We start from the raw sequence: 13,289 nt of genomic DNA, 5'->3' as shown, positions 1-13,289 counted from the left end.
ATGCGCTATAGAGGCGCCTCGCCGCGAAAGGCCTCGTTCTGACTCGATGTCAGGCGGGGGCTCGCGGCTGTCCGATTCGTCCCTTTGAGAGGCCTGATGGCTAAGGAAGAACTGCTCGAGTTTCCCGGTACGGTCAGCGAATTGCTGCCGAACGCCACGTTTCGCGTGAAGCTGGAAAACGATCACGAGATCATCGCCCACACCGCCGGCAAGATGCGCAAGAACCGCATCCGCGTGCTGGCCGGCGACAAGGTCCTGGTCGAGATGACCCCCTACGACCTGACCAAGGGCCGTATCACCTACCGCTTCAAGTAGGACGCCGATGGCTCCCGAGACGGCCGCCCAAGCGGCCGCCGGGCCGGCGCTGGTGCTGGCCAGCGCGAGCCCCCGGCGCCTCGACCTGCTGGCCCAGGTCGGCGTTACGCCCGACCGGGTCGACCCCGCCGACATCGACGAGATCTCCCTTGCGCGACGAGACTCCGCGCCGCCATGCCCTGCGCCTGGCGCTGGAGAAGGCGCGCGTGGTCGCGGCCCGCGCGCCGGGCGACTTCGTGCTGGCCGCCGACACGGTGGTCGCCGTCGGCCGGCGCATCCTGCCCAAGGCCGAGACTGAGGCCGATGTCCTCTACTGCCTGAAGCTGCTGTCGGGTCGGAACCACAAGGTGCTGACAGGTGTCGCCCTGGTCGCCCCGGACGGCCGCGAAGCTTCGCGCCTGGTCGAGACCAAGGTCGGCTTCAAGCGCCTCTCGGACGCCGAGCGCGACGGCTATGTCGCCAGCGGCCAGTGGCGGGGTAAGGCCGGCGGCTATGGCGTCCAGGGCTTGGCGGGTGGCTTCATCACCGACCTGCAGGGCTCGTATCCCAGCGTCGTGGGCCTGCCGTTGTACGAGACCCTGAACCTGCTCACGGGACTAGGCTACCGCGGCAAGAGCGAACAGCCATGAGCGAGCGCCGCGCATACCTCTACAAGGGCGTCGGCGAGACCGTCGGCGTCGTGACCCTGGACGGCCGGCCCGAGCGGCTGTTCGTCGAGTGGCCCTCGGACGATCCGCTGGACGCCGAGGGCGTGCGCGGCGTCGCCCGCGTCAGGAAGATCGAGAAGGCCTTCGCCTCGGCCTTCGTCCAGCTGCCTGGCGGCCAGGACGTGATCCTGCCGCTGAAGCCCGACATGCCCGCGCTGATCGAGGGGGGGCTGGTCGAGATCGAGATCAAGACCGCCTCGCGGGCCGGCAAGGCCGCCGTGGCCCGTTTCGTCGGGGAAGGGCAGGGCGAGCCGCGCGTGCTGACCTTGGCCCCGACGATCGAGGAGCGGCTACGCCATCATGTGAAGGCCGGATCGCCCACGACCGGCGACAAGGCGCTGGCGGCCGTCGAGGAGGCCGAGGCCGACGCCCTGGCCACCCTCTTCGCCCTGCCGGGCGGTGGCGACATCGCCGTGGAGACCACCCGAGCCCTGACCGCCGTCGACGTCGACCTGGGCGCGCGCGAGATCCAGCGATTCGAAGCGCGCCGCGCGCCAGGCCAACATGGCGGCCCTGAGCGTCGCCGCGCGGGTCCTGCGCCTGAAGGGTCTGGGCGGAATCATCGTCTTCGACCTGGTTGGTCGCGGCCACGACGGCCAGGCCCTGACCACGGCCGCCCGCAACGCCTTCGCGCCGGATAACCCCGGTGTGGGAATCGGGGCGATCAGCAAGTTCGGCACGCTGGAGATGATCGTGCCGCGCCGCGCGCCGCCGGTTCTGGACCGGCTGTTGAGCGAACGCGGGGCGCCGAATCCCCGCCACGTCGCGCGGCGGCTGGCCCGGGCCTTGGAGCGGGAAGGGCGGGCTGACCCCGGCGGCCGCCTGACGGTCCGCTGCGCGCCCGCTGTCGCCGAGGCCTTCGCGGCCGAGCTGGACGCCGGCGTCGCCGAGCGCCTGGGCCGCCGCTTCGTCGTCGAATCCCGATCGGACCTGCCGGTCGATCATATCGAGGTGTCCGCCACATGAGCACGGGTTGCCCCATCTGCGGCAAGCCGGTCGAAACGGCTTTCCGTCCCTTCTGCTCGAAGCGCTGCGCGGACGTCGACCTGCAGCGCTGGCTGAGCGGTCGCTATGTCGTCGAAGGGGGCGATGACGACGACGAAAATCCCCTCTCGGAAGACATCCACAGAGAATGAAAAAGGGCGCTGGACTTCCCGTTCGGCCTCACTTATAGACCCGGCTCCTCGCTTCACGGCGGGTCGCCGAGGCGGTTTCCACCGCCAAAGCCGAAGATGCCTGGGTAGCTCAGTTGGTAGAGCAGCGGATTGAAAATCCGCGTGTCGCTGGTTCGATTCCGGCCCCAGGCACCATCTTCTCCCTCTCCGGCGCAAAGTTCCGACACTCTCCGACGGGCGCCCCGAAGACGGTGTCGTCCGGGCTGTCGCTTTTCCGTCATCCAGGCTGTTGATCCGCCAGGCTCGGGCGCCCATCTGCCGAGCGGACGGGCGCCTTTTTCATCGACCGATGTTTTGTTGCCTTGCTGCAGTGCAGCATCGCTGATCCCGTTATTCGGGGCAAAACCGCCCCTTTTTCCCGAAAACCCTTTTGTGCAGCGCGGTAAGGCCCGGTGCGCCGGGCCATCTACGACGATTTTGTGCCCAAATGATCCCCTTGACGGTGCGAAAAGGGGTTGCCAAAGGACCACAGCCGCAATTCTAACATTGCGGTAAGACCGGAGCCCCTCACAGGGCCTCGGTCGCACGCGCTTCGAAACGATCCTTCTGGAGGCCAGTCCTCGTGAGGGGCGTAACGGGTCGAGCGCAGCGAAGCGGGTCCGCCAGGTTTGGAAGAGCAATCGACCTCCAGGTGGGCTATTCAGAGTTAGGGTGGAGACGCTCTCGCGCGACGACCCTCGGTCCAAACGTGCTAGACCAATCAGGAACTGGCGACAGATGCTCGACATTAAACGGAAGACCCCCCTCATCGCTCTCGTCGGCGCCATGGCGCTGATGGCGAGCGCTCCGGCTTTTGCCCAGGACGCCTCGGCCCCGGCCGCCGCCTCCTCCACGCAAGCCGCTCCCGCCGACGCCGCCGCTCCGGCCGCGACCCCGGCTCCGGAAGCTCCGCCGGCCGACGCCGCCGAAGCTGAAGGCGAAAAGAAGGGCGGCCACTCGCTGACCCCGGTCGGCATGTTCCTCGCCGCCGGCGCCGTCGTTAAGGTCGTCATGATCGGCCTGCTGCTGGCTTCGGTCTTCTCGTGGGTGCTGCTGCTCACCAAGATTTTCGAGTTCGCTGGCCTGAACAAGCAATCGGACAAGTTCCTGGAAGCCTTCCGCGGCGCTCGCTCGATCGCCGACATCGCGCGCATCAGCTCGTCGGAAGAATTCGAAGGCAACCCGATGGCCGACATGGCCGCCGCCGCCTCGCAGGAAGTCGAACTGTCGCGTCAAGCTGGCCTGCAAGTCGCCGGCGAGCACCGTGACTCGACGCTGGCTCGCGCCACCTACGCCATCAACGCGGTGCAAGCCTCGCTGGCCAAGCGCCTGTCGGGCGGCATGGTGTTCCTGGCCTCGGTCGGTTCGGCCGGTCCGTTCATCGGTCTGTTCGGTACGGTGTACGGCATCATGACGTCGTTCATCGGCATCGCGAACACCAACACGACCAACCTGGCCGTCGTCGCGCCGGGTATCGCCGAAGCCCTGCTGGCTACCGGTATCGGCCTCTTCGCCGCTATCCCGGCCGTTATCTTCTACAACTACTTCCAGACCCGCATCTCGGGTTACGGCACTCGCTCGGAAGGTTTCGTCGCTGAACTGATGAACGCCATCTCGCGTCAGCTCGACAAGGGGGCGTAACACCCATGGCCGCCAAACTCTCAGGCGGTGGGGGCGACAGGTTCAACGTCGAACAGAACAGTGAGATCAACGTCACGCCCTTCGTGGACGTCATGCTGGTCCTCCTGATCATCTTCATGGTGGCGGCTCCGCTCGCCTCCGTGTCGGTCGAAGTGAACCTGCCCGCGGCGGTGGCGAAAGCAACTCCCAACCCGCCGAAGCCGGTCTACATCTCGATCAAACAGTCGGGACAGGTCTATATCGGTGATAACGAGACCTCCGTGGACGAGTTGGGACAGGACCTTGTGAAGAACATGGGCCGTCGCGACCCGACCAAAGAGCGCATTTTCATCCGGGCCGACGAAAAGGTTCGCTACGGGGCTTTCATGGAGGTGATGAACACTCTCCAGGATAACGGCTTCTACAGCGTGGCTCTCGTTGGACGGGATGATAGCTAAGTAGGGGTGCTGCATGGCTGAACAACAAACGCCCGAGCATCGCCACTACGATCCGCTCACTTCGGATGGTCCCCGGCGCAAAAAAGGCGCTGGACCCTTCACCATCGCCCTGGCGGTGGTTCTGGGTCTGCACGGATTGCTCTTCGCCTATCTGGCGAAGCAGAAATTCGAAGCGGTGATGCAGCAGTACTCGGACGACGCCGTGGATGTGGAGCTGCCTCCGCCTCCTCCGCCGCCTCCGCCTCCGCCGCCGCCGCCGCCGCCGACCAACGAGCCGCCGCCGCCTCCGGCCGTGGTGCAGCCCCGTCCTCCGGTGGCTCCGCCCCCGGATGTGACGCCGCCGCCGCCGCTGCCGATCCCGCCCGTTGAAAAGCGGGTCGAGACGACGGCTCCGCCGGTGATCTCCTCCGTGCCGCCGGTTCCCACGAACCCGCCGGCCCGGGCGTCGGTGATCACCCGTCCGGACTGGGCCCGTAAGCCCTCCGGCGACGACATGGCCCGGTACTATCCGGACCGTGCTCAGCGGATGGAAGTCTCGGGGCGCGCGACGATCTCGTGCACCGTGACGGCCAAGGGGACTCTGGAAAGCTGCTCCGTGGTTTCCGAGAACCCTGCGGACATGGGCTTCGGCGACGCTGCCCTGCGTCTGTCGCGCCTGTTCCGGATGAAGCCTAAGACCCTCGACGGCGCGCCCGTCGACGGTGGTCAGGTGACCGTCCCGCTGGTGTTCCAAGTCCCGCAATAGGGCCTGGATCAAGGCGAATACCAGAAGCGCCCCGGAGTTTCGGCTCCGGGGCGTTTTTCTGTTCCGGAAGCGTTTTCTGACCGGGGGGCGTTTTCCTGTTAAAATCGGCCGGATCGGCGCTTGATCCCAGGGGCCGATCCGACTAAAGACGACGCCTCGCGATGAGCCGGCTTAGCTCAGTTGGTTAGAGCGCTAGATTGTGGATCTAGAGGTCCTCGGTTCGAGCCCGAGAGCTGGTACCATCGCAAGACTTTGAAAAGCCCGGGGCCTGCCCCGGGCTTTTTGCTTTTCCGTCGTCTTCTCGACCCTTGCCTCCAAAATGTCATTGGTGTGGGATCGAACAGCTCTGCTTCGCGTTGAGAACTCCGATGGGGACAGGCGTATGGTTTTGGGTTTCCCGCCGAGCGCCCTGGGGTCTAGGCCCAGTTGGCGTAAGTGGCTGTCGCGGTCTGTCGCGACGGTCCTGACGGCGTGCGCGCTGACCGGCGCGGCCCAGGCCGGCGAGCAAGAACCAGGCTACGCCCTGAAAGCCGGCTACCTGGCCAAGTTCACCCCGTTCGTCGACTGGCCCGATGCGGCCTTCGAAGGCCCCACCAGTCCGTTCCACCTGTGTATCGGCGGCCATGATCCGTTCGGCGTGGCCATCGACCGGGTGGCCGGGGGGCTGCGCGTCGGCGACCACCCGGTGGTGGTGATCCGCCTGTCGCCCGTCGCCAAGGGCGCGGATTGCCACCTGCTGTTCCTGAGCGCCTCGCGCCGGCAGACGCCTCAGCAGATGCTGGCCGCCGTCGCCGGGCGGCCCGTCCTGACCGTCGCCGATGAGACGCTGGATGCGCCCGGCGCCGTGGTCCAGTTCGTCACGCTGGAGAGCCGGCTGCGCTTCACGATCCGCGCGGAGATGGCTCAGTCGGCCGGCCTGACCTTGAGTTCCAAGTTGCTGGCGCTGTCGGCCCAACCGCGGGATGGCGGCAGATGATCCCACCGGCGTCGCGATCCCGCTGGCGACCCGCCTTCACGGTGTCGATGGCGATCGGCGTGGCCGTCGCCATCGTCGCGGCCGCTTTCGCCATGGCCGCCTATAACGAGCACCTGAGCCAGCAGGAGCGTTTCCGCCAGGCCGAGGTGCAGTTGCGCATCCTGGCCGGCAGCATGGCCGCGCCGCTGGCCTTCGACGATCGCTCCGCCGCGCGGGAATATGTCGGGGCCCAGAGCTCCAATCCGGACGTCGAGGCGGTCGCCGCCTACGACATGGGGGGCGGGCTAGCGGCTAGCTACGTCCGCGCGGGCGCGCCGCCGCCACCGGTCCGCAACGTCCCGGGGCCGCCGCGCGTGGAAGGGCCCCGGCTGGTGCTCACCTCGCGGGTGACCGAAGGCGACACGGTGCTGGGCTCGGTCTATTTGCGCACCGTGCTGGAATCGCCGGCGCGGCGGGCCATGCGCTACGCCGGCTTCGCGTTGCTGATCGTGATGGCGGCTTTGCTGGTGGCCGTGCTGGGCGCGGCCAACGCGCGCGAGGCCGAGGCCTATCGCAAGCTGCGGGCGGAGATCCGCGAGCGCGAGAAGGCGGAAGAAGCCCTTCGCCAGTCGCAGAAGATGGAGGCCATGGGCCAGCTGACCGGCGGCGTGGCGCACGATTTCAATAACCTGCTGATGGTCGCGTCCAGCGGCATCGACCTGCTGGACCGCACCACCGATCCCGCGCGACGCGAGCGTCTGCGCCAGGGCGTGCGCCAGGCCATCGACCGCGGCGCCAGCCTGACCCAGCAGCTGCTGGCCTTCTCGCGCCGCACGCCGTTGAAGCCCGAGGTCGTCGACATCGCCGCGCGGCTGGCCGGCATGCACGCCCTGCTGGACCGCTCGCTGCGCGAGGACGTCAAGGTCGAGATCGCGCTGCCGCCCGACCTGTGGCGGGTCGAGGTCGACGCCTCGCAGCTGGAGGTGGCGGTGCTGAACATCGCCATCAACGCCCGCGACGCCATGCCTGACGGCGGGACGATCACCATCGAAGCTCGCAACGAGCCGTCGGGCCGTCCGGACGGGCAGGGTGACATCGTGCGCCTGGCGATCCGCGACACCGGCGTCGGCGTCGCGCCCGAAATGCTGACCCGATTGTTCGAACCGTTCTTCACCACCAAGGCTGTGGGCAAGGGCACGGGCTTGGGCCTATCGCAGGTCTATGGCTTCGCCCGGGCTTCGGGCGGCGAGGCAGGTGTCGACAGCAAGCTGGGCGAGGGCACCACGGTCTGGCTGCGTATTCCGCGCTCGACCAAGGCCCTGGTCGCCGAGCCGATCGTGATCGCACCCCGCAAGCTGGAGCCAGCCGGCCGCCACCGTGTCCTGCTGGTCGAGGACGACGACAGCGTTGCTCAGCTGGTCGAGGAGATGCTGCGCGAACTGGGCTACGACGTGGCGCGGACGGCCGACGCCTTGGCCGCCCTGGACGTCTTGCGGCGCGACGGCGCGTTCGACCTGGTGTTCAGCGACATGGTGATGCCCGGCGACCTCGGCGGCCTGGACCTGGCCAGGGACATCTCGCGCCTGCGGCCGACCCTGCCGGTGATCCTGACCACCGGCTACAGCGCGGCGGCGGCGGCGGCGACCAACGAGGGCCGGCGGGTTCTGATCAAGCCCTACCGCATCGAGGCCCTGGCCGCCGAGCTGGACACGGCCCTCTCGGGTCCGGCGCGGGCCGGCTAGCGCTAGGCCCGCCTCGGGAAAGTTCGTTTGCTCGACACTGCGAACGTCTCTCAAAATCTCTTTTGATCCTGGGTGTTTACGGAGTTTGGAACGCCTTGCGCGGCGAGGGTGTTGGTTGGCGGTCGGGGACATTGAGGGAGATTTCCATGGCTGCCGCTACCAAGACCGCCACCAAGTCCGCCAAGCCGCGCAAGACCACCCGTCGCACGGGCCGTCGTGACCCGCTGGCCATCCGCCTGCTGAAGCAGGATCACCGCGAGGTCGACGCGATGTTCGACGAGTACGAGCAACTCGAGAGCGACGCCGAGAAGCTGGCCCTGTTCAACAAGATCGCCCTGGCCCTGAAGGTCCACACCCAGATCGAGGAGGAGGTCCTCTATCCGGAGAGCCGTGGCGAGGTCGAGGACGACCTGATCGACGAGGCCTATGTCGAGCACGACGGCGCCAAGAAGCTGATCGCCGAGATCGAGGCGATGAAGCCGGGCCAAGAGTTCTACGATGCCAAGGTCAAGGTGCTGGGCGAGTACATCAAGCATCACGTCAAGGAAGAGGAACAGCCCGGCGGCTTCTTCGCCCAGGCCAAGAAGGGCGACGAGGACCTGGAAGCCATGGGCGAGCGCATGAAGGCCCGCAAGGAAGAACTGATGGCCCAGCTGGGCGGCAAGAAGGCGAACTAGCCGTCTGGCTTCACCTCCCCCGCGATGCGGGGGAGGTGGCCCGGAGGGCCGGAGGGGGCAGGCAGCTCGGCATAGGCCGGCGACGCCCCCTTGTCTGTTGATTTGGTGGCATTGTGACGGGGTCTTCCGGGACGCTCGCTTGGCGGAGGAACGCCAAGCGAGCTGTCGGCGGAGGGGCCGTTTGCCCCCGAGCGTTTGAGTGCTGGGACTGAGCAGGGCCGCCGCCGACGTTTCATGACCCGGATGGTTGCAGGGACGGATGGGTCCGAAGCCACAAGGATGGGTCGATGGAACGGGTGGAGCGTAACACGAAAATCGCCGGGATCGACGTAGGCAAGCGCTGGCTGGACGTCGCCGTCCATGGTCAGGGCGAGACGCGCCGGTTCGGCAACGACGAGACGGGCCATGAGGCGCTGATCGGCTGGTTGACCGAGCAAGGCGTCGTTCGGGCGGGGCTGGAGGCGACGGCGGGCTACGAGCGCCAGATCCGGACCCGGCTTGAAGCGGTGGGCCTTGAGGTCGTGGTCCATCAGCCGCTGGAGGTTCGGCTGTTCGCCCGGCTCAAGCGCTGGAAGGCCAAGACCGATGCGCTGGATGCGGCTTTGATCGCGGCGGCGACGGCCCAGGTCGACACGGTCCGCGCCGCCCAGGACCCGCGCCTGGTTGAACTGGCCCAGCGCCTGACGGCCTACGAACAGATCACGGATCAGGCGGCGGCCATGAAGACCTTCATGGAGCACGTCGACCTGCCCGACCTGATCCAGACCCTGGACGAGCAGATCCAGAGCCTGTCGGACCTGAAGGCCAGGCTGGCCGATCAGATCCTGGAGCAGATCAAGGCCTGTCCAGACCTTCTGACGCGTCACCGCCTCTTGATGTCGCTGCCCGGCGTGGGACCGATCGTGGCCGCCAGCCTGCTGATCCGCATGCCCGAACTGGGAAACCTCCGGCGCGGGCAGGCCGCCGCCTTGCTCGGCGTAGCGCCCTTCGATCGACAGTCGGGACAATGGAAGGGCCAGGCCTTCATCGGCGGCGGACGGGCTCGCCCGCGCCACATGCTCTACCTGGCCGCCATCGCCGCCAAGCGCTTCGACCCTGGCTTCAAAGCCTTCGCCCAGCGCCTGCGCGACGCCGGAAAACCTCCCAAGGTCGCCATCGTCGCCGTCATGCGAAAGCTCATCGAAGCCGCAAACCTCGTGCTCGCGAGGCAACTCCCCTGGAGGTCTGTCGCACCCTGAACAACATGGTTGCTCAGTCACTCCGAGACAGCTCCCCCAAACGGGGAGCGGATTTCCAACCTCACACCCCCGCCAGTTCCCCCGCCAGCCTCAGGTCCTGCACGAACTCGGCGTAGGCTCGCGCCCTGGCCTCCTCGTCCGGGACGCGCAGCAGGAACGCGGGGTGATAGGTCACCACGCCCCGCGCCTGGCCGGACAGCTGCAGCGCCTTGCCGCGATTGGCCCCGATCGGGGTCGGCTTGCCCATCACGCCCAGCGCCGCCGTTGCGCCCAGCATCACGATCACGCGGGGCTTCACCAGTCGTCGCTCGGCGTCCAGCCACCAGCGGCAGGCGGTGACCTCGCCCCGGTCCGGGGTCCTGTGAAGGCGTCGCTTGCCGCGTGGCTCGTGCTTGAAGTGCTTCACGGCGTTGGTGACGAATGTCCGGTCGCGCGGCACGCCCGCCTCGGCCAAGGCTCTGTCGAACATCTGACCCGCCGGGCCGACGAAGGGACGCCCGGCCAAGTCCTCCTGGTCGCCCGGCTGCTCGCCGACGAACATCAGCGCCGCCTTCGGCGCGCCTTCGCCCGGCACGCCTTGTGTGGCGTCGCGCCAGAGGTCGCAGCGACGGCAGACTTCGACCCCGGCCGCCACGTCGTCCAGCGAGGTCGGCAGCGACCCGTCATAAGAAGCGTCTCGGGCATGGCGCAGGGCCGCCTTCAGCTTGCGTTCGGGCGGCTTGGACGGACGGGCGGCGACCATGGCGGCGGCGCGCTCCTGGGCGGTTTCGATCAGATCCGGAATGAGCGCCGCCTCCGGCAGGTTCCGCCAGTAGCGCTTGGGCATCTCCTGGCGCATCTGCCTAGGGTTCAGGCGCGCGGGATTGAAGATTGAGGCGTAGTAGGTGCGCCAGAGCTCTTCCTGGGCGTCCTCGGACGGCGCGTCGGCCGGATCGGCGCCTTCGGACACCGTCAAACGCTCGCGGTCCCAGGCCACGCACGCGTCCGGTGTCAGGATCGTCCAGTCCAGGTTGGTGAAACGGCGCACGAAGAACGGGGCCGTGGCTTCGGTGACCCGATGGGCGGGCTCGAACCAGGCGGCGTAGGTTTCCGCGGAGCGGCTTCCCACCGCGCCTTCGATCAGGCGAAAGCGGACGAAGGCCTTCATCTTGTGCGACGCGCGGCTGACGGCCTTGGCCATGTCGCGCGCCCTGGCCATATCGGGATCGGCCGGATTGTCGATCAGCCGGGGCTCGCGCTCCAGCCGCCACAGGATGCGGTAGAGCAAGGCGAGGCGATCGGGGGCGCGGTGAAGGATGACCTGCTCGGCCAACTCGACGAAGGCGGCCGGGACCGTGAAATGGGCCGACGCGGGCGCCGGCGTGGGGGAGGGCGGCGCCAGATCGAACAGCTCCCGCTCCACCGTCCACACCACCGCCTGGGGCGCCACGCCTTCCGCCCGCAGCGTCCGGGCGGCCGCGCGCCAGCTGGTGAAGTCGATCTCCGAGGCCAGACGCGCGACCCGCATCAGAACAGGCTCAGCTGTTGGGGCTGGACCAGCGCGGCCCTGAGGCTGTCCCGGTCGGCCAGGGCGCCCGGGGTCCAGTCGGCGGTGACCACGAAGGCCCTGGCGCGCTTCAGGACGGCCCCGACCCGCTTGAGGTCGTCCAGGGTCAGGCGCGTGACCTTTCGGGCCGCCAGGATGCGTTCCACGGCCTTTGCGCCCAGGCCCGGCACGCGCAGCAGGGTTTCCTTGTCGGCGGTCTGGACGTCGACCGGGAAGCTGGCGCGGTTCTTCAGCGCCCAGCCGGTCTTGGGGTCGACCGACAGGTCCAGGTCCTCGCCCTCGGCCACGATCTCGGGCCGCGTGAAGCCGTAGAACCGCATCAGCCAGTCGGCCTGGTACAGGCGGTGCTCGCGCAGCAGCGGCGGCCGCGCCAGAGGCAGGCGGTGGCTGGCGTCCGGGATCGGGCTGAAGGCGGAGTAGTAGACCCGCCCCAGGCGATAAGCCCCGTAGAGGTTGGCGCTGCGGGCCAGGATGTCGCCGTCCTTGGCCGCGTCGGCCCCGACGATCAGCTGGGTCGACTGGCTGCGGGCGAACGACCGCCTGCCGGCCCTGCGCGCGGGCTCGGCGTGGTCGTCGATGGCCAGGCGCATGCGGCCCATGGCGCGCTTGATGTCGGTCGGGCTTTTCTCGGGCGCCAGAGCGGCCAGGCTGTCGTCGCGCGGCAGCTCGATATTGATCGACACCCGGTCGGCGTAGAGCCCGGCCTCCGCCGCCAACTCGGGCGAAGCCTCGGGGATCAGCTTCAAGTGGATGTAGCCGCGAAAGTCATGGTCCAGCCGCAGCGACTTCGCCACCCGGACCATCTCCTCCATCGTGTAGTCGCCCGTGCGGATCACGCCGGAGGACAGGAACAGGCCCTCGATATAGTTGCGCTTGTAGAAGTTCAGGGTGAGGTCGACGACCTCCTTCACGCTGAACCGCGCCCGGGGCGTGTTCGAGGACACGCGGTTGATGCAGTAGGCGCAGTCGTAGATGCAGAAGTTGGTCAGCAGGATCTTCAGCAGGCTGATGCAGCGGCCGTCGGGGGCGTAGGCGTGGCAGATGCCCATGCCCTCGGTGGAGCCCATGCCCTGACCGCCGACGGACGTTCGTTTCTCTGCCCCGGAGGACGCGCAGGACGCATCGTACTTGGCGGCGTCGGAGAGGATGGCGAGCTTGCGCCTGAGATCGAGAACGGCCATGCGCGGCACGTTATCGTTCTTGATTTGTTCTGGAAAGTCTTCACGCGCGACAAGGGCGCGGAGCACAATGTCGCGCGTGAATAGCAACGTCGAGAAGCGAACACTTGTAGCGCCCGCTTCTCGCCGAAAAGGCTTAGCCGTTGACGGCGTCCTTCAGTTGCTTGGCCGGCGTGAAGGCGACCTTCTTGCTGGCGGCGATCTCGATGGTCGCGCCCGTGGCCGGGTTGCGGCCGGTGCGGGCCGGCTTGGCCTGGACCTTGAACTTGCCGAAGCCCGGGATCGAGACTTCTTCGCCCTTCACGGCGGCGTCGGAGATCGACTTGAAGACGCCGTCGATGATGGCCTTGGCTTGGGTCTTGGTCAGCTTGTCGTCAGCGGCGACAGCGGCGTCGACCAGGTCGGAAACGTTCGTCATCTCTAAGCTCATGTCCTGTGAATCAGGGAAATGCGAGCCTGCCGAGGCGTTTCGCGTTTGTCACCCGTTAGGGAAGGTTAAAACGCCGATTCATGGGGGCAAAACGCCCGTGGGGCGGGGATTTTTTCGGAATCGTCGTCTCTGGAACGGCCAAGTTCGGGGCAAAAGCGTTAATGATGGTCTCAAAGGTGGACCATCGGGCGACTCGCGGCATGGGTGATTCTGAGCGGGAATCGCGTTCGCGGAGTGGCTTAACGCCCTTCGAAGCACGCGCATTCGTCCTTCTCCCGCAAGGGGAGAAGGAGCGTTCGACGAGCATTCACTGCTCTGCGTCCCCCTGAAAAGCTGCCGTATGCTGTCTTCACTTCGTCGCGAGAAAAGGGCGCGTGGCCAGCGACCATCGTGGCGGCGGGGCGCGATCGAGCGGGGACAGGTCCGAGGGGGATACTCGGAGCGGCGGCCCTGTGTCGCGATCAATTCGACAAGACCGGAACGCCGCCCGCGCCCAGTCATTCCTCCTTTCGAACCCCGCGAGG

General features: G+C 67.5%; 12 protein-coding genes, 2 tRNA genes and 3 pseudogenes. 13 read left to right on the top strand and 4 right to left on the bottom strand.

The genetic code is table 11. From position 1 onward, the window contains the following. Positions 1 to 96 precede the first annotated feature (96 nt). From infA to MZV50_RS18300, 13 genes and pseudogenes are all read left to right on the top strand, one after another. On the top strand, positions 97 to 315 hold the full coding sequence (gene infA / locus MZV50_RS18360) for a translation initiation factor IF-1 (RefSeq protein ID WP_004617696.1): 219 nt from the start codon (positions 97 to 99) through the stop codon (positions 313 to 315). A gap of 7 nt (positions 316 to 322) precedes the next feature. Further along, positions 323 to 944: pseudogene (locus tag MZV50_RS18355) on the top strand (Maf family protein). After that, positions 941 to 1,988: pseudogene (locus tag MZV50_RS18350) on the top strand (ribonuclease E/G). Before MZV50_RS18355 ends, MZV50_RS18350 begins: the two co-directional pseudogenes overlap by 4 nt. After that, entirely contained in the window at positions 1,985 to 2,158 is a 174-nt protein-coding gene (locus MZV50_RS18345; RefSeq protein ID WP_252630730.1) for a DNA gyrase inhibitor YacG, read from the top strand. Before MZV50_RS18350 ends, MZV50_RS18345 begins: the two are co-directional and overlap by 4 nt. Positions 2,159 to 2,256: 98 nt before the next feature. After that, positions 2,257 to 2,332, top strand: a tRNA-Phe gene (locus MZV50_RS18340). Between the two features lie 582 nt (positions 2,333 to 2,914). Beyond that, positions 2,915 to 3,817 (top strand): MotA/TolQ/ExbB proton channel family protein, encoded by a 903-nt coding sequence (locus tag MZV50_RS18335; RefSeq protein ID WP_252635273.1) that lies wholly within the window; start codon positions 2,915 to 2,917, stop codon positions 3,815 to 3,817. 5 nt (positions 3,818 to 3,822) lie between these two features. Further along, entirely contained in the window at positions 3,823 to 4,254 is a 432-nt protein-coding gene (locus tag MZV50_RS18330) for a biopolymer transporter ExbD (RefSeq protein WP_223390990.1), read from the top strand. Between the two features lie 13 nt (positions 4,255 to 4,267). Beyond that, positions 4,268 to 4,999 (top strand): energy transducer TonB, encoded by a 732-nt coding sequence (locus tag MZV50_RS18325; RefSeq protein ID WP_252630729.1) that lies wholly within the window; start codon positions 4,268 to 4,270, stop codon positions 4,997 to 4,999. Positions 5,000 to 5,164: 165 nt separating this feature from the next. Then, positions 5,165 to 5,241, top strand: a tRNA-His gene (locus MZV50_RS18320). Positions 5,242 to 5,381: 140 nt separating this feature from the next. Beyond that, the gene (locus tag MZV50_RS18315; RefSeq protein ID WP_252630728.1) at positions 5,382 to 5,975 is read left to right on the top strand and encodes a YfiR family protein; all 594 of its coding nucleotides are present in this window, start codon (positions 5,382 to 5,384) and stop codon (positions 5,973 to 5,975) included. Next, on the top strand, positions 5,972 to 7,696 hold the full coding sequence (locus MZV50_RS18310; protein ID WP_252630727.1) for an ATP-binding protein: 1,725 nt from the start codon (positions 5,972 to 5,974) through the stop codon (positions 7,694 to 7,696). The genes MZV50_RS18315 and MZV50_RS18310 overlap by 4 nt, the downstream gene beginning before the upstream one ends. 146 nt (positions 7,697 to 7,842) lie before the next feature. Further along, positions 7,843 to 8,373 (top strand): hemerythrin domain-containing protein, encoded by a 531-nt coding sequence (locus MZV50_RS18305; RefSeq protein WP_252630726.1) that lies wholly within the window; start codon positions 7,843 to 7,845, stop codon positions 8,371 to 8,373. A gap of 287 nt (positions 8,374 to 8,660) precedes the next feature. After that, on the top strand, positions 8,661 to 9,611 hold the full coding sequence (locus MZV50_RS18300; protein WP_252630725.1) for an IS110 family transposase: 951 nt from the start codon (positions 8,661 to 8,663) through the stop codon (positions 9,609 to 9,611). Between the two features lie 61 nt (positions 9,612 to 9,672). Here MZV50_RS18300 and MZV50_RS18295 read toward each other — a convergent pair whose 3' ends face one another. The 4 genes and pseudogenes from MZV50_RS18295 to MZV50_RS18280 form a co-directional block, all read right to left on the bottom strand. Continuing rightward, positions 9,673 to 11,118 (bottom strand): UdgX family uracil-DNA binding protein, encoded by a 1,446-nt coding sequence (locus tag MZV50_RS18295; protein WP_252630724.1) that lies wholly within the window; start codon positions 11,116 to 11,118, stop codon positions 9,673 to 9,675. Next, entirely contained in the window at positions 11,118 to 12,338 is a 1,221-nt protein-coding gene (locus tag MZV50_RS18290) for a putative DNA modification/repair radical SAM protein (protein WP_436792184.1), read from the bottom strand. Before MZV50_RS18290 ends, MZV50_RS18295 begins: the two co-directional genes overlap by 1 nt. Positions 12,339 to 12,471: 133 nt before the next feature. Continuing rightward, on the bottom strand, positions 12,472 to 12,753 hold the full coding sequence (locus tag MZV50_RS18285; protein WP_066682603.1) for an HU family DNA-binding protein: 282 nt from the start codon (positions 12,751 to 12,753) through the stop codon (positions 12,472 to 12,474). 366 nt (positions 12,754 to 13,119) lie between these two features. Next, positions 13,120 to 13,205: pseudogene (locus tag MZV50_RS18280) on the bottom strand (hypothetical protein); the annotation flags it as partial. Between the last annotated feature and the right edge of the window lie 84 nt (positions 13,206 to 13,289).

Origin of the sequence: Caulobacter segnis, from assembly GCF_023935105.1 — a bacterium.
GTDB lineage: Bacteria > Pseudomonadota > Alphaproteobacteria > Caulobacterales > Caulobacteraceae > Caulobacter > Caulobacter segnis_B.
The sequence above is the reverse complement of the archived record's forward strand: the minus strand, read 5'-3'. Positions and strand labels throughout refer to the sequence as shown.

Coding starts and splice junctions, on each gene's coding strand:
- infA (WP_004617696.1), top strand. CDS start 97: ATGGCTAAGGAAGAACTGCTCGAGTTTCCCGGTACGGTCAGCGAATTG.
- MZV50_RS18345 (WP_252630730.1), top strand. CDS start 1,985: ATGAGCACGGGTTGCCCCATCTGCGGCAAGCCGGTCGAAACGGCTTTC.
- MZV50_RS18335 (WP_252635273.1), top strand. CDS start 2,915: ATGCTCGACATTAAACGGAAGACCCCCCTCATCGCTCTCGTCGGCGCC.
- MZV50_RS18330 (WP_223390990.1), top strand. CDS start 3,823: ATGGCCGCCAAACTCTCAGGCGGTGGGGGCGACAGGTTCAACGTCGAA.
- MZV50_RS18325 (WP_252630729.1), top strand. CDS start 4,268: ATGGCTGAACAACAAACGCCCGAGCATCGCCACTACGATCCGCTCACT.
- MZV50_RS18315 (WP_252630728.1), top strand. CDS start 5,382: ATGGTTTTGGGTTTCCCGCCGAGCGCCCTGGGGTCTAGGCCCAGTTGG.
- MZV50_RS18310 (WP_252630727.1), top strand. CDS start 5,972: ATGATCCCACCGGCGTCGCGATCCCGCTGGCGACCCGCCTTCACGGTG.
- MZV50_RS18305 (WP_252630726.1), top strand. CDS start 7,843: ATGGCTGCCGCTACCAAGACCGCCACCAAGTCCGCCAAGCCGCGCAAG.
- MZV50_RS18300 (WP_252630725.1), top strand. CDS start 8,661: ATGGAACGGGTGGAGCGTAACACGAAAATCGCCGGGATCGACGTAGGC.
- MZV50_RS18295 (WP_252630724.1), bottom strand. CDS start 11,118: ATGCGGGTCGCGCGTCTGGCCTCGGAGATCGACTTCACCAGCTGGCGC.
- MZV50_RS18290 (WP_436792184.1), bottom strand. CDS start 12,338: ATGGCCGTTCTCGATCTCAGGCGCAAGCTCGCCATCCTCTCCGACGCC.
- MZV50_RS18285 (WP_066682603.1), bottom strand. CDS start 12,753: ATGACGAACGTTTCCGACCTGGTCGACGCCGCTGTCGCCGCTGACGAC.